Origin of the sequence: Nonomuraea dietziae, from assembly GCF_014195505.1 — a bacterium.
Taxonomy (GTDB): domain Bacteria; phylum Actinomycetota; class Actinomycetes; order Streptosporangiales; family Streptosporangiaceae; genus Nonomuraea; species Nonomuraea roseola.
Genome location: NZ_JACIBV010000001.1, coordinates 3,204,645 through 3,227,016 on the forward strand (window position 1 = coordinate 3,204,645; position 22,372 = coordinate 3,227,016).

General features: G+C 70.4%; 22 protein-coding genes. 9 read left to right on the forward strand and 13 right to left on the reverse strand.

Annotated elements, in window-relative coordinates; translation table 11 throughout:
• Positions 1-147: 147 nt before the first annotated feature.
• From FHR33_RS15275 to FHR33_RS15285, 3 genes are all read left to right on the forward strand, one after another.
• Entirely contained in the window at positions 148-2,184 is a 2,037-nt protein-coding gene (locus FHR33_RS15275; protein ID WP_183647604.1) for a prolyl oligopeptidase family serine peptidase, read from the forward strand.
• Positions 2,185-2,367: 183 nt separating this feature from the next.
• The gene (locus FHR33_RS15280) at positions 2,368-3,159 is read left to right on the forward strand and encodes a helix-turn-helix domain-containing protein (protein ID WP_183647606.1); all 792 of its coding nucleotides are present in this window, start codon (positions 2,368-2,370) and stop codon (positions 3,157-3,159) included.
• The gene (locus tag FHR33_RS15285; protein WP_183647609.1) at positions 3,156-3,488 is read left to right on the forward strand and encodes a VOC family protein; all 333 of its coding nucleotides are present in this window, start codon (positions 3,156-3,158) and stop codon (positions 3,486-3,488) included. Before FHR33_RS15280 ends, FHR33_RS15285 begins: the two co-directional genes overlap by 4 nt.
• 49 nt (positions 3,489-3,537) lie before the next feature.
• Here the strand turns inward: FHR33_RS15285 and purU are convergent, their stop codons facing one another.
• Positions 3,538-4,386 carry a formyltetrahydrofolate deformylase gene (gene purU / locus FHR33_RS15290; RefSeq protein ID WP_183647611.1) on the reverse strand — a complete coding sequence of 283 codons (849 nt, stop codon included), beginning with the start codon at positions 4,384-4,386 and terminating at the stop codon, positions 3,538-3,540.
• Complete coding sequence (locus FHR33_RS15295; RefSeq protein WP_183647614.1) at positions 4,383-4,604, reverse strand: glycine cleavage T C-terminal barrel domain-containing protein; 222 nt, start codon at positions 4,602-4,604, stop codon at positions 4,383-4,385. The genes purU and FHR33_RS15295 overlap by 4 nt, the downstream gene beginning before the upstream one ends.
• 147 nt (positions 4,605-4,751) lie before the next feature.
• Here FHR33_RS15295 and FHR33_RS15300 point away from each other — a divergent pair, with 147 nt between their 5' ends.
• A complete protein-coding gene (locus FHR33_RS15300) occupies positions 4,752-5,675 on the forward strand; it encodes an inorganic phosphate transporter (RefSeq protein WP_312895547.1) in 924 nt (307 codons plus the stop codon).
• A gap of 945 nt (positions 5,676-6,620) precedes the next feature.
• Positions 6,621-7,244 (forward strand): DUF47 domain-containing protein, encoded by a 624-nt coding sequence (locus FHR33_RS15305; RefSeq protein WP_246451869.1) that lies wholly within the window; start codon positions 6,621-6,623, stop codon positions 7,242-7,244.
• Positions 7,245-7,320: 76 nt separating this feature from the next.
• On the opposite strand, the gene FHR33_RS15310 is transcribed toward FHR33_RS15305, so the two are convergent.
• Positions 7,321-8,205 carry a TIGR03620 family F420-dependent LLM class oxidoreductase gene (locus tag FHR33_RS15310; RefSeq protein ID WP_183647617.1) on the reverse strand — a complete coding sequence of 295 codons (885 nt, stop codon included), beginning with the start codon at positions 8,203-8,205 and terminating at the stop codon, positions 7,321-7,323.
• A gap of 103 nt (positions 8,206-8,308) precedes the next feature.
• On the opposite strand from FHR33_RS15310, the gene FHR33_RS15315 reads away from it, so the two are divergent.
• Together FHR33_RS15315 and FHR33_RS15320 are read left to right on the forward strand one after the other, a co-directional pair.
• Positions 8,309-8,590, forward strand: a complete 282-nt coding sequence (locus FHR33_RS15315; RefSeq protein WP_246451871.1) for an ArsR/SmtB family transcription factor — start codon at positions 8,309-8,311, stop codon at positions 8,588-8,590.
• Between the two features lie 373 nt (positions 8,591-8,963).
• Positions 8,964-9,404: an NUDIX hydrolase gene (locus tag FHR33_RS15320; protein WP_183647622.1), complete on the forward strand. Its 441-nt coding sequence runs from the start codon at positions 8,964-8,966 to the stop codon at positions 9,402-9,404.
• Here the strand turns inward: FHR33_RS15320 and FHR33_RS15325 are convergent.
• Positions 9,388-9,678 (reverse strand): hypothetical protein, encoded by a 291-nt coding sequence (locus FHR33_RS15325; RefSeq protein ID WP_183647624.1) that lies wholly within the window; start codon positions 9,676-9,678, stop codon positions 9,388-9,390. The two genes, FHR33_RS15320 and FHR33_RS15325, sit on opposite strands and share 17 nt — an antisense overlap.
• Before the next feature lie 152 nt (positions 9,679-9,830).
• Here FHR33_RS15325 and FHR33_RS15330 point away from each other — a divergent pair, with 152 nt between their 5' ends.
• Both FHR33_RS15330 and FHR33_RS15335 read left to right on the forward strand, forming a co-directional pair.
• A complete protein-coding gene (locus FHR33_RS15330; protein ID WP_183647627.1) occupies positions 9,831-10,649 on the forward strand; it encodes a helix-turn-helix domain-containing protein in 819 nt (272 codons plus the stop codon).
• Complete coding sequence (locus FHR33_RS15335; RefSeq protein WP_183647630.1) at positions 10,646-10,882, forward strand: DUF397 domain-containing protein; 237 nt, start codon at positions 10,646-10,648, stop codon at positions 10,880-10,882. The genes FHR33_RS15330 and FHR33_RS15335 overlap by 4 nt, the downstream gene beginning before the upstream one ends.
• Positions 10,883-10,927: 45 nt before the next feature.
• Here FHR33_RS15335 and FHR33_RS15340 read toward each other — a convergent pair whose 3' ends face one another.
• From FHR33_RS15340 to FHR33_RS15380, 9 genes are all read right to left on the reverse strand, one after another.
• Positions 10,928-11,704 carry a hypothetical protein gene (locus tag FHR33_RS15340; RefSeq protein ID WP_183647633.1) on the reverse strand — a complete coding sequence of 259 codons (777 nt, stop codon included), beginning with the start codon at positions 11,702-11,704 and terminating at the stop codon, positions 10,928-10,930.
• Between the two features lie 22 nt (positions 11,705-11,726).
• Positions 11,727-11,885 (reverse strand): hypothetical protein, encoded by a 159-nt coding sequence (locus FHR33_RS15345; RefSeq protein ID WP_183647636.1) that lies wholly within the window; start codon positions 11,883-11,885, stop codon positions 11,727-11,729.
• A gap of 428 nt (positions 11,886-12,313) precedes the next feature.
• Positions 12,314-12,766, reverse strand: coding sequence for a hypothetical protein (locus FHR33_RS15350; RefSeq protein ID WP_183647638.1), 453 nt, complete (start codon positions 12,764-12,766; stop codon positions 12,314-12,316).
• A gap of 17 nt (positions 12,767-12,783) precedes the next feature.
• A complete protein-coding gene (locus tag FHR33_RS15355; RefSeq protein WP_312895548.1) occupies positions 12,784-14,268 on the reverse strand; it encodes a tetratricopeptide repeat protein in 1,485 nt (494 codons plus the stop codon).
• Positions 14,269-14,588: 320 nt separating this feature from the next.
• Positions 14,589-15,854: a DMT family transporter gene (locus FHR33_RS15360; RefSeq protein ID WP_183647644.1), complete on the reverse strand. Its 1,266-nt coding sequence runs from the start codon at positions 15,852-15,854 to the stop codon at positions 14,589-14,591.
• Between the two features lie 233 nt (positions 15,855-16,087).
• A complete protein-coding gene (locus FHR33_RS15365) occupies positions 16,088-17,677 on the reverse strand; it encodes an ABC transporter ATP-binding protein (protein WP_221241112.1) in 1,590 nt (529 codons plus the stop codon).
• Positions 17,674-19,383: an ABC transporter ATP-binding protein gene (locus FHR33_RS15370; protein WP_183647647.1), complete on the reverse strand. Its 1,710-nt coding sequence runs from the start codon at positions 19,381-19,383 to the stop codon at positions 17,674-17,676. Before FHR33_RS15370 ends, FHR33_RS15365 begins: the two co-directional genes overlap by 4 nt.
• Positions 19,384-19,469: 86 nt before the next feature.
• Complete coding sequence (locus tag FHR33_RS15375) at positions 19,470-19,952, reverse strand: GNAT family N-acetyltransferase (protein ID WP_183647651.1); 483 nt, start codon at positions 19,950-19,952, stop codon at positions 19,470-19,472.
• Positions 19,949-21,316 carry a tetratricopeptide repeat protein gene (locus FHR33_RS15380; RefSeq protein ID WP_486348586.1) on the reverse strand — a complete coding sequence of 456 codons (1,368 nt, stop codon included), beginning with the start codon at positions 21,314-21,316 and terminating at the stop codon, positions 19,949-19,951. The genes FHR33_RS15375 and FHR33_RS15380 overlap by 4 nt, the downstream gene beginning before the upstream one ends.
• Between the last annotated feature and the right edge of the window lie 1,056 nt (positions 21,317-22,372).

Consider the following 22,372-nt stretch of genomic DNA (forward strand, 5'->3'; position numbering starts at 1 on the left):
CAACGGATGGTCACCACGGCACCGTCCTTTACCAAGTCTGGCGTCTCTCGCATGCCCCCGCCACCCAATAGAGATGACCAGAGGGACACACGATGTCATTTATGCCCGCCCCTCCTGGGCTTTACGCGTCCCCGGTAAGGTTCAGACATGTACCCAGCCGCACGCCGAGACGAGATCGTCGAGAACCTGCACGGCACCCCCGTGCCCGACCCCTACCGCTGGCTCGAGGACCCCGAAGAGCCTGAGGTGAAGGGCTGGTTGCTGGCTCAGGAAGAGCTCTTCAGGGCTCAGGCCGAGCCCGTCAGGTTCAAGGAGCGCATCGCGGAGCTGCTCCGGTCGGGCTCGGTCGGCGTTCCCGTCTGGCGGGGCGAGCGGCACTTCTTCTCCCGCCGCACCCCCGACCAGGAGCACGCGGTCTACTACGTGGTCGAGGCCGACGGCACCGAGCGGGCGCTCATCGACCCGATGGCGATCGACCCCTCGGGGCTGACCACGCTCGACGCCGTACAGCCCGACAAGGAGGGGCGCCTGCTGGCGTACCAGATCTCGGTCGGCGGCGACGAGGAGTCCTCGCTCTACATCATCGACGTGAGCACCGGCACGAGGGTCGAGGGCCCGATCGACAGGTGCCGCTACTCCCCCGTGGCGTGGCTGCCCGGCGGCGAGGCGTACTACTACGTGCGCCGCCTGCCGAGCACCGAGGTGCCCGAGGGCGAGTCGCAGTTCCACCGCCGTGTCTACCTGCACCGCGTCGGCACCTCCACCGAGGACGACGTCATGATCTTCGGCGACGGCCTGAAGATGACCAACTACTACGGCGTCTCGGTCTCCCGCGACGGCCGCTGGCTGCAGATCTCCGCCTCCGAGGGCACCGCGCCGCGCAACGACCTGTGGGTGGCCGACCTGTCCTCCTCCCCGGCCGAGCGGCCCGAGCTGACCGTGGTCCAGGAGGGCGTCGACGCGCAGACCGGGCTGGTCTTCGGCCGCGACGGGCGCATCTACGTCCACACCGACCGCGACGCGCCGCGAGCGAGGGTCTGCGTGGCCGACCCTGCCGACCCCTCCGTCTGGACCGACCTGATCCCCGAGGACCCCGAGGCGGTGCTGACCGACTTCGCCATCCTCGACGACCTCGAGCGGCCCGTCATGGTCGTCGGCTGGACCCGCCACGCGCTGAGCGAGATCAGCCTCCACTCCCTCGAGAGCGGCGAGCGGGTCGGCGAGGTGCCCACGCCTGGGCTCGGCACGATCGGCGGCATCTCCGAGCGGCCCGAGGGCGGCTACGAGGCGTGGTTCGGCTACACCGACAACACCACGCCGCCGACCATCCAGCGCTACGACGCCCGCACGGGCGAGACCTCGCTGTGGGCGGCCTCCCCCGGCGCGGTCGACGTGCCCGCCGTCCGCACCGAGCAGGTCACCTACCTGTCCAAGGACGGCACGCAGGTGCGCATGCTGGTGATCTCGCCGGTCTCCGGCGAGGGACCCAGGCCCACCATCCTGAACGGCTACGGCGGCTTCGGCATCTCCATGACGCCCGGCTACTCCGCCTCCATCCTCACCTGGGTCGAGGCGGGCGGCGTCTACGCGATCGCGGGGCTGCGCGGCGGCGGCGAGGAGGGCGAGGACTGGCACCGCGCCGGCATGCTCGGCAACAAGCAGAACGTCTTCGACGACTTCCACGCGGCGGCCGAGCACCTCATCGCCACCGGCGTCACCACCTCGGCCCAGCTGGCCATCTCGGGCGGCTCCAACGGCGGCCTGCTGGTCGGCGCGGCCCTCACCCAGCGACCCGAGCTCTACGCGGCCGTCGCCTGCTCGGCGCCGCTGCTCGACATGATCCGCTACGAGCTGTTCGGCCTCGGCGCCACGTGGAACGTCGAGTACGGCTCGGCCGAGGACCCCGCCGAGTTCCCCTGGCTGTGGGCCTACTCTCCCTACCACCACGTACGCGAGGGCGTGTCCTACCCGGCGACGCTGTTCACGGTCTTCCAGTCCGACACGCGGGTGCATCCGCTGCACGCCTGGAAGATGTGCGCCGCGCTGCAGCACGCCACGTCGGGCTCCGCGCCGATCCTGCTGCGCAACGAGGGCGAGGTCGGCCACGGTGCCCGCTCGGTGAGCCGTACCGTCGACCTGGCCGCCGACCAGCTCACCTTCCTGGCCAGGCACACCGGCCTGTGAGCAAGCCCACAGGCCCCTTCCCGGCGGCGGTCTAGACGAGCCGCGTCCGCCGTCGGGCCGCCTCCCTCGCCGGCGTACGGCGGGGCGGGCTGACGTCCGCCGTCGCGCCGCCTCCTCGCCGGCGCACGGCGGGGCGGGTTGATGTTCGCCGGGATCCACGGCCGCTGACGTATCGTCTGCGGTATGGGCCTGACCATGGCCGAGGGCGTGCCCCGTGCCGCCCTTCGGCCCTACGTCACCCGGTTGTGCGCCTACAGGGAGCGCTACGACCGCCCCCTGACGCGCACCGAGGCCGCGGTTCCGGGGGCGGTGCTCATCCTCGCCTTCGGGGCGCCCATGGAGGTCGGCGGCGCCCGTCTCACCTCCTTCACCGGCGGGCTCGGCGACCGCTACACGGTCACCAGGATCTCCGGGCCCACCGAGGGCGTCGAGGTCGTGCTCACCCCCTTCGGCGCCCGCCGCCTGTTCGGCGTCCCGATGCGCGAGCTGACCAACCTGGTGCTGCCCGTCGACGACCTGCTGCCCGCATGGAGCCGTACGGCCGGCGAGAGACTCGCCGCGCTCGCCTCGCCCACCGAGCGCCTGGCACTGGCCGAGTCGCTGCTGTCCGCCCGCATCCTGACCGCGCCCCCACCCGACCCGCCCGTGCTGTGGGCATGGGAGCGCCTGGTCGCCTCGGGCGGCTCCGTCAGCGTGGCGTCGCTGGCCGGCTCCCTCGGCTGGAGCCACCGCCACCTCGTCGCCCGCTTCCACGACCAGGTCGGCCTCACCCCGAAGGCGTCGGCCAGGGTGATCCGCTTCGACCGCGCCATGGGCCTGCTGCGCGAGGGCCTTCCGCTCTCCGACGTGGCCGCCTCGTGCGGCTTCTACGACCAGCCGCACATGAACCGCGAGTTCCGCGCCATGGCGGGCGCCACGCCCGGTCAGATTCGTCCAAGACCGCAGCTCAGCAGGGGCGCAGACTTGGCCTCATGAAACGAACCGTCTTCGCGCTCGCCCGCTACCGGGACGTCCCCGCGGCCGCCGCCTTCCTGAGCACCGCCTTCGGCTTCATGCCGCACGAGGTGTCGAACAACCACGCCGAGATGCTGGTCGGCGATGACATGATCATGCTGGGCGAGGGCAAGGCCGGCGGTCCCGGCATCTACGTCGCCGTGGACGACCCCGACGCCCACCACGACCGCGCGCTGGCCGCCGGCGCCAGGATCACGATGGAGCTGGTGGAGCAGCCGTACGGCTCCCGCGAGTACGCCTGCGAGGACCCCGAGGGCAACGCCTGGTTCTTCGGCACCTACCGCCCCTAGCCTGCCTTCAGCCTGCACCGTCTCCGGTCGCCGCCCGCCGTACGGGAGGTCAGCGGGGGAAGACGATCGTCTTGTGGCCGTCGAGCAGGACGCGCTGTTCGGCGTGCCATCTCACCGCGCGGGCCAGGGCGACGCACTCCACGTCGCGTCCGATCGCCACCAGGTCGGCGGGCGAGTGGCTGTGGTCGACGCGGGCGACCTCCTGCTCGATGATCGGCCCCTCGTCCAGGTCGGAGGTGACGTAGTGGGCGGTCGCGCCGATCAGCTTCACGCCGCGGTCGTGGGCCTGGTGGTACGGCTTGGCCCCCTTGAACGACGGCAGGAACGAGTGGTGGATGTTGATCGCCCTGCCCGACAGCTTCTCGCACAGGTCCTCCGACAGGACCTGCATGTAGCGGGCCAGCACCACGAGCTCAACCTGGTAGTGCTCGACCAGAGCGAGGATCTCCGCCTCCTGGCGCGGCCTGGTCTCGGGAGTCACCGGCAGGTGGTGGTAGTCAATGCCGTACGACTGGGTGAGCGGCCGCAGGTCGGGGTGGTTGGAGGCGACGGCGACGATCTCGATGTCGAGCAGTCCTGACCTGACCCGGTAGAGCAGGTCGTTCAGGCAGTGGCCGAACTTGCTGACCAGGATCAGCACCTTCGGCTTGACCGACAGGTCGCGCAGCTTGAAGTCCATGCCGAACTCGGGGACCAGCCCCGCGAACGCGCTGGAGAGCTCGTCCTGCGGAAGCGCGGCGGTGAACTGCACCCGCATGAAGAAGCGCTTCGCGGTTTGGTCGCCGAACTGCTGGCTGTCGGTGATGTTGCAGCCGCGCGCCGCGAGCAGACCCGAGACGGCGGCGACGACGCCGGGACGGTCGGGGCAGGACAGTGTCAGGACGTACTCGGCGTTCATGCTTTCACTCTCGCGGAGGTGGGATCGTAGGGCGCCTTGCGGCTGATCTGGGCAGGGTACCTCCCCCAGGCCACCTGCACCTCCACCTTCTCCAGCCCCGCGCCGGAGACGGACGCCAGTCCGGCCGTCCTGCCCAGCGTGGGGCTGCGGGCTGCCGAGGTCGCGTGGCCGACCGGCGCGCCGTCGCGGAGCAGCCACTCCCCGCCCCGGGTGCTCATCGATGGGGTTGCCCTCGAAGCGGGTGGACGCCGATCCGTTGCGCCGCAGCTCTGTCGGGGAACGATCAGCCACGTGAAAGCTCGTTATGCCGGTCATCAACGATCGCGGCGTTCCCTGGCGACCAGCGGTCGGATTGGCTGGCGCGCGTGCCTTTAGAGGTCGTGGTCGCCTGCCTGTTCGCCGTCGTGTCGGGGGTGAACGACGGTGGCACGCTGCTGGCGACGGGGCTCAAACTGCCCACCGTCAGGCCGATCGTCGGGGTGCTCACCCTGGTACTGCTGACCGCGCTCGTCCCCCTCGTCTCCCAGCAGGTCGCGCACACCTTCGTGACCAGGCTCGCCTCCTTCGAGGGCCCGGGGGCCACGCACGCCATGACCATCGCCGTGCTCTCCGCGATAGCCGTGGTCATGGCGCTCAGCCACCACGGACGCCCCACCAGCCTGACCCTCGCGATCGTCGGCGGACTCACGGGCGCGGGACTGGGCTGGGGGCTGGAGGTCTCGGCGGGCTCGGTGGCCCTCGTCCTGGCCGTCGCCTTCGCCGCGCCGTTCGCAGGCGCGCTGGCAGCATGGGCGACGACCCGGCTGCTCGTCGCCATGACCACCAGCAGGGGGCTGCGACGCTGGCACTGGGCGGGGTTCGTCCTGCAGTGCGTGGCCTATGCCGCCAACGACGGGCAGAAGATGCTGGCGGTCTTCCTCGTCGCCGTCGGCTCCTCGGGCCCCTCGGTCTCCTTCGCGGCGGCCGCGCTGTTCGGTCTCGGCACGTTGTACGGCATGCCGAGGGCGGGGCGCACCCTCGGCCGCGAGATCCTGGCCTCCCGGCCGCTGCACGGCGTGGCAGCCGAACTCGCCTCGGGGACGACCGTGATCGGGTGCGCGGCTGTGGGCATGCCGGTGAGCATGACCCAGTCGATCGCAGGCAGCCTGATCGGGACGGGCGTGGCCTACGGGGGCGGAAGGGTGCGGTGGTACGCGGCAGTCAAGATCGTGATCGCCTGGGTCCTGACTCTCCCGGCGGCCGGACTCCTGGCAGCCGTGGCGGCGATCACGGTGAAAGGCATCTCATGAGACGACCCGCCTTCACCTGTGTTCCTGTCTGGGAGGGCAGGTGACACCCATCCGCCCCGACATCACCCGAGGGCGGCCGAACGAGACACTCGAAGCGCTTACCGACCTTCTCCCTCGAAAGCCTGCTCTTCTCCCTCGCTTGGGTCCGCATCACGTTGTGCGGAACGTGGCGAGGTGACGCCTCGCATGCCGCCACGTTGTGTCCCGTCGTTTCGCATCCCGTCGCGTCGCCTGGCGGGTTGGAGCCCCGCGTGCCGTCACGTCGTGGCGCTTGGTGGGGTGGAGCCCCGCGTGGAGTCCCGTCACGTCGTTGGGTGGGGTGTGGCCTCCGTGAAATCTCGTCGCGCCGCGCCTCGCTGGGGCACCCTTGCCGTGTCGCACCCCGTCGCGGCGCACCCCGGCGCGGCGCGTCGTGTGGCGTCCCGTCACGCCGTGGGGTGGGGTGGGTCTCGCGTGGCTTCTCGTCGCGTGGCGTCGCGTCCCATCCTTCGTGGGGTGGGGTGGGGTGGATGGCACCCCGCCTCCCAACGTGTCACCCGTCGTCCCACCACGTCGTCTCGTGTCCCGTCGTCTCGCCCCCGTGGTCTCACACCCGTCGTCTCACACTCGTGGCGCGCGCGTCGTGGCATCGGTCGTGGCCCGTCCCATCGTGGCGGTCCGGGTCCGTCGTGTCGTGGCGCGTCCCATCGTGGCGGTCCGGGTCCGTCGTGTCCTGGCGCGGCCCGTCATGGTGCTTCGGGTCCGTCGTGTCGTGGCGCGGCCCGTCATGGTGCTTCGGGTCCGTCGTGTCGTGGCGCGTCGCGTCGTGGTGCTTCGGGTCGGTTGTGTCTGTCGTGGGACAGGGGGATGTCGATCATGCAGGGCGTGTGCCTGTGCCGGCCCTGCCGGGTTGGCGTTGATAGGAGGTTGAAGGAGGTGGCGGTGTTGAGAGGGTTTCTGAGGCGGATGAGCCGGATTCGTGACCTGCTGGCGGGCCGCATGGACGGCGCGCTGACCGAGGCCCTCGTGGGTCAGTTGAAGGCGACCAAGGAGGGCGCCTGGCTGGCGATGGCGATGATCGGCGGCGAGGTGGGCAGGACGGGCGCGCACGAGCAGATGCGCTCCATCGAGCATCTCGGCGACACCGAGCGCGCCAGGCTGGTCGAGGAGCTCAAGGGCGCGCTGGTCACACCGATCGACAGGGAGGACCTGTTCCGGCTGTCCCGCTCGATCGACGACGTGCTCGACTCCTTGCGCGACTTCGTCAGGGAGTCGCATCTGTACAGGGTGCCGGAGCAGATCAGGTTCGCGCCGCTGCTGGATCAGGTGATCGTCGGCATCGAGGCGCTGGAGCGCGCGGTGCGCGACCTGGCGTCTCGTCCGTCCGGGGTGGTGCAGGACGCGTTGGAGGCGAAGAAGGCGGGAGGTGCGGTGCGGCGGATGTACCAGTACGAGATCTCCAGGATCTTCTCCGGAGAGCTGACCGCGGAGGCGATGAAGGAGCGGGAGCTCGTCCGCCGCCTCGAGATCGTCGGCATGGCCATCGGTCATGCCGCCGACGCCATCGCCGACGGCGCGATGAAGCGCTGAACCCGCGAACCCGCGAACCCGGGATGGTCGGGCCGCCTCAGGCGGATGTCAAGAGGGAGACGAGGCCGAGAGCAGGTCAGAGGTCCAGCGCCCGCGCGAGGCGTTCGAGCTGGGACATCCCGTCGGCCAGGTCGGCCCCGCCGACCGTCAGCGGCTGGATGGCCACCTGGTCGGCGCCAGCGTCGAGATGGGCGCGCACCCGCGCGACGACCGCCTCCTCGTCTCCCCAGCCCACGATGGCGTCGGCCAGCCGGTCGCTGCCGCCGTCGGCCAGGTCGTCGTCGGTGTAGCCGAGGTGGCGCAGGTTGTTCACGTAGTTGGGCAGCGTGAGGTAGTAGGACATGTGCTCGCGCGCGATCGCACGGGCCTTCGCGGGGTCGCGTTCGAGGACCACCCCCACCTCGGGCACCAGAAACCGATCGCGCCCGAGGATCTCGCGGGCCATGACGGTGTGCTCGGCGGGGACGAGGTAGGAGTGGGCGCCATCGGCCCTGTCGCGCGAGAGCTCCAGCATCTTGGGGCGCAGCGCCGCCAGCAGCAGGGGCGCGTCGCCGCCCTTGATGACGCTGTCGGCCGCCTGGTTCATGCCGTCGAGGTAGGCGCGCATGGCGGTGAGCGGCTTGCCGTACTCGTGGCCGCGCCAGGAGACGAGCGAGCCATGGCTGACGCCGACGCCCAGCAGGAACCTCCCGGGGTGGGCTTCACCGAGTGTGGAGCGCCCTGCCGCCATCGCGGTGGCGTCGCGGGCCCAGATGTTGGCGATGCCGGTGCCGATCTTGATCTTGCTGGTCGCCGCGAGCAGCATCGCAGCGGCGGCGAACGGCTCCCTGCTGCCAGGGCCCTCGTTGAGCCACAGGGTCGCATAGCCGAGCTCGTCCAGCCTGGCGGCGGCTTCGCGCGCGAGGGGCGCGGGCGCCCTGCTGAACGAGGGGTGCCAGACACCGATTCGACCGTTGTCCATCGCTCTCGAGACCCCTCAGGTAGACTGTTCGATTGAGATGGAACACTACAGTAATGTTCGAGCGTCGTCGAACAGAACGCGCGGACTGACCCACGGCTCCCCCATGGAGGCCTCCCTCCAGGCCGCGCTCGAGGCGCTGTCCGACCCGATCAGGCGGCGCATCGTGCGCGAGCTCGCCCAGGTGCCCGACTGGTCACGGCCGTGCGGCACGTTCAACGACCTGCCCGTGGCCAAGTCCACACTCAGCCACCACTTCTCGGTGCTGCGCAACGTGGGCCTGCTGGAGCAGCGCGACGAGGGCGCCCGCCGCCTCAACCGGCTGCGCAAGCCGGAGTTCGACGAGCGCTTCCCCGGCCTGCTCGACCTCGTCCTGTCCGAACCCTGACCGACCTCATACCGTACGGCCCCACCCGGGGGGCGCCACATTCCGTACGGCCCCGCCCGGGGGCGCCACGCATCCATACGGCCCCGCCCGGGGGCGCCACGTTCGCGACGGAGGCGAAGTCCTGCTGGAGTAGCGTGACGGACGGACGATCACCGGTGACCACGGTGGCCTGTGGGGATGCCTGCCGTAACAGAAGGCCACGCAGAGCGGAAGCCCACGCAGAGCGGAAGGCCGGGCAGAGCGGAAGGCCAGGCAAGGCAGGAAGCAAACCAGGGCGTCGAGGCAGGGCAGGAAGCAAGGCAGGGCGTTCGAGGCAAAGGTGGAATGCCGGGCAGGGCGAGAAGCTCGGCGGCAGCGGGAAAGGGTGGCGGGTGTGAGCGAGGCGCGGCCGGCGGCGCGGGTGGTGTGTCTGGATCGCGACGAGCGGGTGCTGCTGATGCACTGGCTCGACAAGGTCAGCCGCCAGGACATCTGGGAGCCGCCCGGTGGCGGGCTCGACGCGGGTGAGACCCCGCTGGAGGCGGCCAGACGCGAGCTGACCGAGGAGACCGGCCTGCCGGGTGACGCCGTCCAGGACAGGTGGGTCGCGGTCGATCGGGACTTCACCTGGCTCGGCGTGCACTACGTGAAGGTCGAGCCGTTCTACGTGGCCCGCTTCGACGAGGCGTGTCCCGCGGTGGATCCCGGCGAGCTCACGGAGGAGGAGAGCGAGGCCTTCCTCGGCTACGGCTGGTTCGGCGCCGAGGAGCTTGGCTCGCTGCCGGGCCGTCTCGACCCGCCGGAGCTGCCCGAGGTGATCAGGAAACTGCGCTAGCGACGTAGGCCGCGGCCTCGTCGGCGTCGTGGAAGTCGGCCGTGCGGCCGTCCTCGCGCTCGACGTGGAAGCCGTCCTCGACGCTGATCCGCATCGAGCCCGCCATGAGCACCGGGCCCCGGTGTTCGGGCGGGTCGTACCTGTTCTGGAGGAGGGTCAGGCGCAGATGCCTGACGAGAAGGGCACGGATGCCCGATGCGGCGAGCCGTTCCTGAACCCATTCCAACTGTTCGATCTGCTCTTCTTCCACCCGTTGGGTGTAGACGGCGCCCATTCGCACCTCACGTCCTTAGATCGGCGAGAATTCCCCTGTCGTGACCCCAGTCTGCATTCAAGTGACTACTCTAGGTACGGATCCGGGTCTCACACATGGACTGTGAGAGACCCGGTCGCATTTGTAGAACCCGTGTAGAACCGGAGCCCCCGATGCCTGCTGCACGTGAGCTCGATCCCAGCTCCAGTCCGCTGGCCTTCTTCGGAGCGGAGCTGAGGGAGTACCGCACCCGTGCGGGCCTGTCCCAGGAGCAGCTGGCCGAGAGGCTGAGCTACTCCCTCTCGCTGGTGTGCGCGATCGAACTGGCCAGGCGCACCCCCTCGCGCGACTTCGCCGAGCGGGCCGACCAGGTGCTCGGGACCGGCGGTTCGCTGGTCCGGTTGTGGCCTCTGGTACGGCAGGCGGCCTACCCCGCCTGGTTCCGCCCGTGGTTGGAGATCGAGCAGACGGCGCGCACACTCCAGACGTGGCAGCCGTTGCTGGTTCCCGGCCTCCTGCAGACCGAGGACTACGCCCGCGAGGTCTTCCGAAGGGAGCCGGCGGCGACGGCGGAGCAGGCGGAGGAGGCGGTGTCGGCTCGCATGACCAGGCAGTCCATCCTGCATCGTCGTGACCCCCCGATGTACTGGGTGGTGCTCGACGAATGGGTGATCCGCAGGCAGGTCGGCTCGGCCGCGACCATGCGCGGGCAGGTGCGCGCGCTGTTGGAGGCGTCCGAGCTGCCCAACGTCACCGTTCAGGTCGTCCCCGCGGACGCCCAGGCGGTGCCGGGGCTGACCGGCGCCTTCGTCATCGCGAAGGTGCAGGGTGAGCCGGATCTCGTCTATCTGGAATCGGCGGGGGCGGGATATGTCACCGATCGCCCCTCCGACGTCGAATCCATTGTCCGACGATATGACGTGATCAGGTCACTCGCCTTACCGGTTCACTCAAGTCTAAATTTGCTGTCGAAAGTGGAGGAGAGCATATGAACGACCTCACCTGGCACAAGGCGCGTCGTAGTGGTGGCAATGGCGGAGACTGCGTTGAAGTAGCCGTCCTCGACGCGCCCGGGGACACCGCCGCTCACAAGTCCGAGCAGGACAGGCTCTTCGTCCTGCGCGATTCCAAGGACCCTGACGGGCCCAGGCTGTTCTTCACCGAAGCCGAGTGGGAGGCCTTCCGCCTCGGCATGAAGGACGGCGAATTCGACGATCTGGTCTGATCGCCGATCCGGGCGCGCGTTGGCGCGGCGCGCGCCCGGCCTCCGTCAGGCTCCCGTCTCCGCGAGGGCTCTGGTCATCAGGCCGCGCAGCAGTGGTCCTCCGACCCGTTCGTGCTCGGCCTCCACCGGCAGGCCTTCGGCCACCCTCGCGTGGTAGATCTCGCGTTGCCGTTCGTCGGTGTAGAGCTGCGCGGTCATGCCCACGACGACGGTGACCCCGACGCCGCCGCGCGGGATGACCACGACGGCGTGCGTGCGCAGCCAGCTCTCGTCGGCACCGCCGTACCAGCCGCACTTGATCGCCGCCTCGGGCACCCTGAGCACGTCGCGCACGCCGAAGGCCTGGTCGGCCGGCACCTCGCGCATCCAGGAGAGCACGTCGGAGGCCACCGGGTCGCCCGCCAGCGCGGACTGGGACAGGGCCGCGTAGGCGTCGGCCACCTCGGCGGCGGCCACCTCCACCGAGCCGAAGCGCGAGGGGTCGCCGTTGGCGGGGCGCCAGCTGACGCCGCAGCGACGGCGGAGCTCGGCCAGGATCACCCGCGGCCCGACCGCCATCCACAGCGCCCGTGTGTCGCTGTTGGAGGAGGTGATCACGGCGGGTTCGGCGTGGCGGCGCCAGAAGCCCTGGTCGGGGACGTGCGCCGCGGCGGCCCAGCAGTAGAGCGGTTTGAGCAGCGAGGCGCAGCGCAGCCGGTCGAGGCCGTGGACCACGCTGACGGCCCGAGGTGGTGGCCCGCTCGCGCCACGGGTGATGGCGGCGGCCTGTGCGCTGCCTCCTTGACGGAGGTCGCGCAGCGACTCGGCGAAGCTCGTGCCCATCGGCCGATGCTATACCTGCCGATCAGTCGAGGGCTCTGTCTCCAGGGCCGTCGTAGTGGTCGGGCCCCTGCATGGACAGATCGAGCGGCTGCACCATCGGCGAGCTGGACGAGGCGCGCCAGCTCTTCTCGCGGGTCATCTCCTCGATGGAGTGCGCGCACAGCGACAGCGATCCGCACACGATGGACAGCGCCTTCGGCGGTGCCGTGCAGACGGCCGATGCCCAACCCTGAGGCGATCGTCGCCGACCGGGAGTCGAAGGTTCTCGCGTGAGCTGGGGACAAGAAACGTTCGCCTCAGTGGTAGCCCTGCCCGCCTCAGGTGGAGAATCCTCCTCCGGTCAGAGCGGTGGAAAATTCTCCACCCGGAGATTTCTCCCGTAGTGGGGTCCGGCGCCGCTGGTGCTGCCCGCGCTCCACCGGGTGCACGACACCTCCGCGCTGCGCGGCGGCTGCGGACCTGCCCACATCGTCGAGGTCATCGAGAACCCGGTGGACCTGCGGGCCATCGGCGGGTCGTCGCCGACCTGCCCTCGCGGGCGGCGGTCTCACTCGCGCCCGGCTCCGAGGCCGGCTTCACCGTCGACCCCGACCTCGTGCGGGTCTTCCCTCAGAACCCGTAGCGCGACCACACCAGCGCGATGCCCGCCACGGGCAGCGCCAGGACGACGAGCCAGCCGAGCACCCGCCAGCGGGCGGCCAGCCCCGGCGCCGACAGCACGGCGCCGGCCGTGCCCGCCACGGTGAACGCCAGACCCGCGCGCACGACCTCCATCACCTGGGAGGGCGAGGCCGGCACTGCCTCGCCGAACCCTCTGATCGCCAGCAGCACGGCCGCCGCCGCCAGGGCCACGCGACGGGCGGCGCCGACCTCGACCCGCCTGAGCAGGGGCACGGCCGCCGCCAGCGTCACCACCGTCACCACCAGGTAGGCGCCGAGCGTGGGGTAGAGGCAGGGCCAGTCACCGCAGCGGGCGGCCGTCCTGGTGGCGTTGATCGCCACCCACCACAGCGCTCCCAGGCTCGCGTAGATGGCCGCCACCCGCCCGATCGTCGCCCACATACCGCCATTGTGCGCGATCACCGCCTGCCGAGCGCCGCAAGAACCACCGCCCTGTTCGCGAGGAGGTCGGGCTGGGGGTCCAGCTCGACGGCTCGGGTGAGATCGTCGAGGGCGGGCTCGAGCTGCCCGAGCTCGTAGCGCAACGCTCCCCTGTTCGCCCACGCCGCCGCCAGTGCGGGGGCCGCGGCGATGGCCGCGTCCAGCGCCCTCGCCGCCTCCTCCGGACGTCCGGCCGCCGTCTCCAGCTGTCCGAGCACCGTCAGCAGATGCGGGTTGCCGGGGGCGAGCGCCAGCCCCGCGCGCACGTCCTCGAACGCCTCTCCGTCCCTTTCCATGCCCGCCAGCAGACCCGCCCTGTTGATGTAGGCGTCGAGGTAGGCCGGGTCGCACTCCAGCACGTACGCGAGGTCGGCCAGCGCGGCCTCCTGCTCCCCCAGCGCGATGCGCACCTCGGCCCTGTTGTAGTACGCCTCGGGCAGGGGCGGGCTCATCGCGATCGCGCTCTGGTAGTCGGCCAGCGCCTCCTCGTTCCTGCCCAGCGAGAACCAGAGGTTGCCGCGGTCGAGGTAGTGGTCGGGAAAGACGGGGTCGATCGCGATCGCCGCGGAGTAGTCCTCGAGCGCCTCCTTGGTGTGGCCGAGCGCGGCCAGCAACTGCGCCCTGTTGGCCAGCAGCACCATGCGGTGGACGGGATGGCGGTCGGGCAGCTCGCGGGCGGCCAGGTCGATGGCCGACTCCACCAGGGCGAGAGCGGCCTCCTTGCGACCTTCGCGCAGCTCGATCAGGGCCAGGCCGTTGCGGTCGAAGCCCAGTTTGAAGGCGCGGTCGGGCACCAGGGTGGAGATGGCGATGGCCTGGTTGGCCCAGCCCCTCGCTCTGCCGAGGTCGCGCCGGGCGGGGTCGGGGTGACGGGCGTCGAGCATCGCGGTGCCGTAGGCGGCCGCGGCGTGCATGGCGGGATCCTGGCTGGCCCTGCGCACCTGCTCCCACAGCGCTCTGGCCTCGTCATGGCGGCCGAGGCCACCGAGGGCGGTGGCCGTGCGCTGCGCGAAGCGCCACCACGCCTGGCCGCCCTGCTCCGTCGCCGCCAGCCCCCGCAGGCCCAGCTCGGCCACCGCGTGCAGGAAGCCCTCGCGGACGCAGTGGTCGACCAGCTCCCACAGCTGCCCCGCCGTCCTGTCGTCCTCCGGCGGCCTGGGGCCGTCGGCGTAGACCTCGATGCGCAGGTGCGAGGCGGGGATCCTGCGCGTCATGACCTCGAGCAGCTCGGCGTCCGTCGGGTCGGCCTCATCGGCGTTGTGGACGACGAGCACGACTCCCGGAGGAGTCGCCGCGGCGACGAACTCCGTCAGCCCGTTGGCCAGCCGCAGCGTGCGGCGGGGTGCGGGGACGAGGATACGCTCCTCGTCGGGCAGCCCCTCGTCGATCGTGACCCGCCTGGCGGGTACCCGACCGCGCAGGGCCGGCGCCGCCGCCCTGATCTCGATGTCGTACGCGGACACGAGATCAGGGGAACGTTCCAATGCGTCAGGAACCAACCGGGCCAGCAACGCCGCCGCCACGGTGTAGGGACCGTGAGGGCGCCGATGCGCGTCTATCGGCGACATCAGCAGCGGAGTGGACGCCGGGTTCTCCTGGTACGCACCTTGGAGCCGCCGGTGCTGGGTCACCCCTTGTGGATGACGGAGGCGGTCCCTGTGAGCCGGGCGGTGCCGGGCTTGCGGACGACGATCCTCTTCATGCGTCCTTCTCCTTGCCTAGGTAAAGACACACTTAGTTGAGATGTCGACAAAGTTCAAGGCCTATGAGAAAGAGGTCTGAATCACCGCATCACACCGATATCTGAGGCCTCTTGAGGCTCAGACTCGCGCACAGGTTCGGGCCGCAACGCGCACAGGCAGCGCCCGCTGAGCGGGAAGGTGAGGCAGCCGTCCTGGCTGGCCGGCTCCTGCCGGGCCTTGACGATCTCGGTGGCGTGCTCGATGAGCCGGTCGATGCCCGGCTCGCCGCCGCCCTTGCTGGCCAGCGAGCACCAGGGCTCCACGTCGGGGTCGCGCTCGGCCGCCCTGATCCAGCACTCCCTGACCTGAGCGAGGTCGAAGGGGACCGGCGGGCGCACGGGAGCGGGCTCGGGAGCGCGCAGCGAGGCCAGCACCTCGGCCGCCCGCTTGGCCGCCCTGCGCAGCCCCTCGTCGGCCTCTGGCGCCTGGTGCACCCTGGCGGGAGGATCGCCGACCACCACGGCCGCACCCTTCGACGGGACGGCCAGCAGCATCGCCGCCGCCATGAAGGGCCCGCCCACCAGCACGCTGGCCGCCACTGGCTCGTCGCACAGCAGCGCGATGAGCGCCACCCACAGCGGCTGGGACGCCAGCAGCACCGCGCTGGGCACCGCCTGCAGGTGCCGCTGGCCGAAGGAGCGGGCCAGGAAGCCCAGGGCGCAGGAGACGATGGCCAGGTGCGCGAGCTTGAGCCAGCCGTACGGTCCCGGCGGCGCCTCGAGCCCGTCGGGCACCGCCATCACCCCCGTGAGCAGCCCGATCGTCAGCAGCTGGATGACGGTGATGGCGTAGGCGTTGTAGTTGGCCCTGGAGAGGTTGCCCAGCACGAGCGTGTGGCAGGCGTACAGCGCGGCCGCGCACAGCGTCAGGCCGAGCGCCACGGGGGCGAACCTCACCCCGTCGCCCTTCATCAGCGCGAAGATCGCCACGCCGCAGAGCGCCAGCGCCACGCCGAACCAGATGCGCTTGGGCACCCTGACGCGGAACAGGATCAGCGCCAGCACCGGAGTCATGACCACGTTGCAGCCGACGGCGAAGCCCGACACGGCCGAGGAGAGGTCGTCGAGGGCGAAGGCCTGCATGGTCTGGCCGACCCCGAACATGACGCCCAGGACGATGCCCCGCGACCAGGTGCCCCTCGCGAGACCACGCAGACTCCTGGGCCTGATGAGGAAGAGGACCACGGCCGCGATCGTGTAGCGCTCGGCCAGCAGGTCGGTCACCGACATGCTCAACGGCTCGTCGATGAGACTCTTCATCAGCGGGAAGGCCGACCCCCAAGCGGCGCTGACGAACAACAGAAGCACGGCTCCCAGGAGGGGTCGGGGAGCGGGCACCACTGCCATGCACCGCAGCATCTCACTAGGTCGCGCGCCTCCTGACGCGCTTGGAGCGACCGGAGGGGCTGCACTTACACGCAGGGGGAAGGGCATCACTCACGGGCCCGCCAATACTCCCCCGAGCAATTACGGCAATCCGCCCATTAACCTCAGACCCTCACGCATCACCCACCCCGATTCGAGGATTCCTGTCGTCCCGTTCAGGGGCCGTCATGGAGATGACCACGTCGGCGCCGCTGATCGCGGAGGGCCTGTGGGCGATCACGAAACAGGTGCGGCCCTCGCTGAGCTGTCTCATGGCTCTGCACCCGCGCCTCGGTCCTGGTGTCGACCGAGCTGGTCGCCTCGTCCAGCACCAGGACGGCGGGGTCGGCCAGGAACGCCCTGGCGATGGCGATGAGCTGGCGCTCGCCCGCGCTGAGCCCTCCGCCGTCCTCGCCGATCACGGTGTCGAGCGGCCTGTCCACGCACGCCAGGCGGGCGGCCCTGGCGACCTGCTCCTCGGTGGGGCGGGTCGCGCCGTAGGCGATGTTGTCGGCGATCGTGCCGTCGAACAGCCACGTGTCCTGCGGCACCATCCCGACCACCGAGCGCAGGTCGGCCCTGGTCATGGCGGTCAGGTCGACGCCGTCGAGGGTGATGCGGCCCCCCGTGACCTCGTGGAAGCGCATCAGCAGGTTGACCAGTGTGGTCTTGCCCGCTCCCGTCGGGCCGACGACGGCCGCCCGCTGACCCGGCCGGACCTCCAGCGACAGGTGCTCGATCACGGGCGGGCCCGAGGCGTGACGGAAGCTCACGTCGTGGAAGGCGACGTGGCCGCGCGCCGCCGGCCGTACCGGGTGGAGCGGGTCCGGCGTCTCCTCGGGGACGGCCAGCAGCTCCGCGACGCGCTCGGAGGAGGCGATTCCCGCCTGCACCAGCGCCGACAGGCTTCCCACGTTGGAGAGCGGGCCGCTGAAGGTGCGGGCGTACTGCACGAACGCCTGTACCTCCCCGATCGTCAACGCGCCCGAGGCCACCCGCAGCCCGCCCGCCACGGCGACGACCACGTAGCCGAGGTTGGCGACGAACATCAGCGCGGGCTGGATCAGCCCGCTGACGAACTGGGCTCGCGAACCGGCCTCGAACAGCTCCTGGTTGCGCCGGTGGAAGACGGCCGCGGACTCGGCCTGACGGCCGAAGGCCCGCACGAGGGCGTGCCCGGTGTACATCTCCTCCACATGCGCGCCGAGCTCGCCCGTGGCCCTCCCCTGCCGGGTGAAGTGCGGCCGGGCGCGCCTGCCGACGGCCGCGGACACCGCCACCGACACCGGTACGGTGACCACCGCGACGAGCGCCAGCAGCGGCGAGATGCCGACCATCATCACCAGCGTGCCCACCACGATGAGCACGGAGTTGACCATCTGGCTGACCGACTGCTGCAGCGTCAGCGTGATGGCCTCGATGTCGTCGGTGGCCCTGCTGAGCAGCTCGCCGCGCGGCCTGCCGTCCACGTAGGCCATGGGGAGCCTGACCAGCTTCGCCTCGACGTCCTGGCGCAGCCGCAGCGCCGCGCGCTGCACGACGAGGGTGGTCAGCCTGCCCTGCGCCGTCCAGAACAGCCCCGACACGACATAGACCGCCAGCGTCACACCCAGCGCGGGCGCCAGCCGCTCCAACCGGCCCGCCACGACCAGGTCGGTGGCCGCGCCGAGCAGCAGCGGCCCCGCCACGACCAGCGCGACGCTGACGAGGCCGCACAGGGCGGAGGCCGCCAGCAACGGCCACTGCGCCACGAGCAGGCCTCTCACACCGTCTCCTGGGACAGCGCGATCTCCTGGTACGTGGGGCAGGTGCGCAGCAGTTCGGCGTGCGTGCCCGTGCCCACCACCAGGCCCGCCTCCAGGACCACGACGCGGTCGGCGTCGCGGACCGCGTCGACCCGCTGGGCCACGATCACCACCGTCGCGCCCTCGGTCTCGACGGCGAGCGCGGCCCCCAGCGCGTCCGCCCTGTCCCTGTCCAGCGCGGAGAAGGGATCGTCGAACAGGTAGATCTCGGGCCGCCGCACCAGCGCCCTGGCGATCGACAGCCGCTGACGCTGACCGCCTGACAGGTTGGCGCCGCCCTGGCTCACCCGCTGGCCGAGGCTCCTGACGAAGTCGAGGGACCGGGTCACCTCCAGCGCCCGCCACAGCTCCTCGTCGGACGCCTGGGGCCTGCCGTACCTGAGGGTGTCGGCGACCGTGCCGGAGAACAGGTAGGGGCGCTGCGGCACCAGCCCGATCGCCGCCGTCAGCAGGGCGGGGTCGAGCTCGCGCACGTCCACGCCGCCGACCAGCACCCGGCCCTCCGTGACGTCGAACAGCCTGGGCACCAGCCCGAGCAGAGTGGACTTGCCGCTGCCGATGGAGCCGACCACCGCGGTGGTCTCCCCCGGCCTCGCCACCAGGTCGGCCCCGCGCAGCGCGAGCGTCGTCGCGCCCGGGTAGGCGAAGGTGGCCGCGCGCACCTCCACCTGCCCCCTGCGGCTCATCGTCCGCACGGGGCTCGCGGGAGGGGCCAGCTCCGGGTCGGTGCCGAGCACCTCCTGGATCCGCTCGGCGCAGACCTCGGCGCGCGGCATCGTCATGAGGACGAACGTCGCCGACATGACGGCGGTGACGATCTGGGTCAGGTAGGTGAGAAAGGCGATCAGCTCGCCGGCGCCCATCGCGCCGCCGCCCACCCTGGAGGCGCCGAGCCACACCACCGCCACGCTGAAGACGTTCACCACGGTGGTGCCCAGCGGAAGCATCAGCGTCTGCAGCCTGCCCGCCCGCACCGCGACATCGGCCAGGTCGTGACTGGCGGCGGCGAATCGCCGCCTCTCGTGCTCGTCCTTGCCGAAGGCCCTGATGACGCGGAGGCCGGTGATCTGCTCGCGCAGGATCGTGTTGACGGCGTCGACCCGCCGCTGCATCCGCCTGAACAGCGGGCGCATCCCGCGGACGACGACGGCGAGCGCGCCCGCCAGCACGGGGGTCATCACCAGCAGCGCGCCCGACAGCGGGACGTCCTGCCCGAGCGCGAGCGCGACCGCGCCGACGCACATGACGGGCACGGAGACGAGCACCGTGCAGGCCGCCAGCACGAACTGCTGGACCTGCTGGACGTCGCCGGTGGTGCGGGTGATGAGCGACGCCGTGCCGAAGAGGGCGAGCTGCCTGCCCGACAGGCCCTGCACCCTGGTGAAGACCGCGGCCCTGAGGTCCCTGCCGACCCTCGCCGCGACGCGGACGCCGAGATGGATCGCCGCTCCCGCGCACGCCACCTGCGCCAGCGTGACCGCCACCATGACCCCTCCCAGGGTCAGGATGAGCCGGGTGTCGCCCTTGAGCACGCCGTCGTCGATGAGGGCGGCGTTGAGAGCAGGGAGGCAGAGAAGGGCGAGCGCCTGCGCGCCCTGCAGCAGGACGAGGGTGATGACGGACGTGCGGGAGGAGGTCAGACGCGTGCGCAGCAGTCGGATCAGCACACCGGCCGACGCTATAGCGGCCTGGGAGCCGCGCCCATGGCGTTACGCGGCAGGCGGAAGGCCGCCCCGCCCCCCGGTCCGCGCTCTCAGGGAGCGAGGACGGAGGTGAGGTCCTTCTCTCCGTAGATCACGGTGTGGTCGCCCACCTGCTGTCTGGACAGCTCCCTCCACCCCTGCCGCTCGTAGAGCGCCAGGGCGGCGTCCTGGTTGATCGTGGTGTCACCGCGCAGCTTGGTGAAGCCGAGCATGGCCGCGCGCCCCTCCAACGCCTGCAGCATCCGCGCGCCGAAGCCGCGTCGCTGGAAGTCGGGATGGACGCGCAGCCTGCACACCTCCACGGTGTGCACGTCGATCGGGCGCAGCCCACCCATGGCGGCGAGGCGGCTGTCCGCCTCGCCGACCAGGAACTCCCCGCCGCTGCTGAGGTAGATCTGGTGGATGCGCGGGAAGTCGTCGTCGTAGTAGACACCGTCGCCCGGCACGATCCCGACCTGCGCCAGACAGATCTGGTGCAGCGCGTAGATCCCGTCGAGATCGGACCAACGGTATCGCCGGATACGCAGGCTCATGCCTTCTTGCTCCCGATTCCCATCAACTCGTAGAACTCCTTGAGGCCGGGGTGGTCCTTCCACCCGCCGTCCTCGACGGCCTTACCGAACTCGATCGCCGGCCGGAGAATGAAGTCGGTGCGGTACTCGGGCTTCAGCAGGCGCGCCGCGTTGTTGGCGACCTCGAGCGCCTCGTCGATGTCGCCCTCGATGACCCTGCACTGGGCCATGTCGAGCCTGATCAGCGTCTGGTCGAGGATGTGGTCGGAGTACTTCTCCAGCGCCTGCTCCAGCACCATGTCGGCCTCGATCGTCTGCCCGAGCTTGGTGAGCACGTCACCCTGGTAGAAGAACAGCTGCCGCTCGGTGTAGCCGAAGGCGACGTCCTCCTGCTCGTTGGCCTTCATGTGGGAGAAGGCGTTGCGCGCCTTCTGCAGCGCCCGCTTGGCCTGGTCGACCACTTCCTTCTTGCCGCTGGTGCCGGCCAGCAGCGCGAGCGCGCGGGCCTCGACGACGGGAGCCATGGCCTGGGCGGCACAGGGTGTCTGGCCCGCCAGGTCGCGGCTCTTCTTGGCGAGGTTGAGCGCCTCGCGCGCGTCGCCGTAGTAGAGCGGCACGAGCGACTCGCGGGCGGTGACCCACGCGCGCAGGGCGCGGTCGCCCGTCTCGTCGGCCGCGGTGCGCCCGGTGCGGAAGAAGGAACGGGCGAGCCTGTGGTCGCCGAGGTTGATCATGATCATGCCGCTCAGCCCTGACAGCTGGGCGGCCATGCGGCACAGCCGCTCCTGGAGGTCGGTCGGCTGGCGACGGCTCATCGCCGCGCGCACCGCGCTGAGCTCCAGCAGCACGTCGCACAGCAGCCTTAGCGGCGGTGTGCTGGTGTACTGACGGCCGAAGCTGAGCGTCGCCTCCTCCCACTGGTCGAGCATGGCCGGTGAGACCGTGGCCGTCACCAGCGTCTCGTCCATGCGCCTTCTGATGCCCTCGACGGCGGCGAGCACCTGCGGCTCGAGCTCCCTCAGGGTGCCGTTGGCCTTGTTGTCCAGAAGAGTTAACAACGTCCTGCGAAGGACGTTCTCGTCGTCGTCGTTGTTGGGTTCGGAGTGGGGCTCGGCGCCGGGCTGACTGATCAGCAGATGGCGTGAGGCGAGGAGCTCGCCCCTGCTGTCCTGGGAGTCGCCCCGCACGAGGCCGGGCATTCGGTGGCCGTGGCCGCAGATGCACGGGCCGTCATAACCGAGTGAGACCGGCTCTACGCGATAGACAGTGCACAAATAGTGAAGATATTCAGGACCTGGGCGTTTCAGGCCGCTTTCGTAGGCCGACAACAGCGTCTCACCGATGCCGGGAGCGGGTTTCTCGTCTCTTTCGAACAGCGCTCGCACTTGTTCGATGACGTCGGCCAGCGCAATGCCGTGTGCCAGCCGATGGCCCTTGATCTTCGTCGTGCCGAACTGAGGGCTGCATGTCTCGTGGATCTCTTCGGCTATCTGAGCACACGAGCGGCCACTGGCCAGACCCTTTGCCCGGATCCGCCTGGCGATCTCCGTTTCCCTGTGCTGCCTGCCGGACATCCCGGCCCCTCTCTCTGAGCCGCAAGGCACCGTCTACTGACGCAGAGTAGCGGGAGGGATGCACTCTGCCTCATGAAAACTATGAACCATTAGTGACAGGATGAAAATGCACCCTTGAAGCTTACGGATAAGGATCGTCCTCCAGGGGACTGTTTCTTACAACCCGCGAGGGTCAAGGACACTCCCCTGGAGCAGTTGGGGTGCGTTGACGCCTCGCATGGTCATGAGTCACCTTTCTCTCACCAGCAACGATTCGTTCGAGGGAGGGCGAGAGAGTGGGGGACGACTTCGGGCATCTGGAGCGCTTGGTTTCAGAGCTGGACGCTCGCGGACTGCTTGCGAGAGTGGTGCGAACGCATTCTGGCAGGGTCTTCGTCAGGGTGATCAATCCAAACGCGACCAGTTTGGCCGAGAACGTCACCTGCCGATCGGCGTCCGAGGTTCCTGACTGGTGGTACTGCTGGTCCTGGGGCGAGCGGATGCACCAGGCGGACGATCCTGCGGGGGCGGCGACCAAGGTCGCCCGCGTACTCGCCGCGGTAGGAGAATGACGATGGCGGTGATCCGGGTGGGGCGCAGCCACCGCGGCTCACCGCTCCGACCGCGGCCTCGCGGAGCCGACGGGGTGTCCGGTGCGGAGGGCCTCCGTTCACGGTGGTCCTGGACATCCCGTCGGTTCCCGCCACATGGCTTGTACGGCACAGCCGCAGGCGCGGCGCCGGCCGTACAGACAGAAGCGCCCTCCGGTTCCACCCGGAGGACGATCGGGGGGTCCCTCCCGGAAACGGAACGGAACATGCTTCCGGGTGTGTGTTCCTTCCGGGTCTACCGTCACCGGAGCGTCAGGTCCCGCCCTCCGCGGCCCCG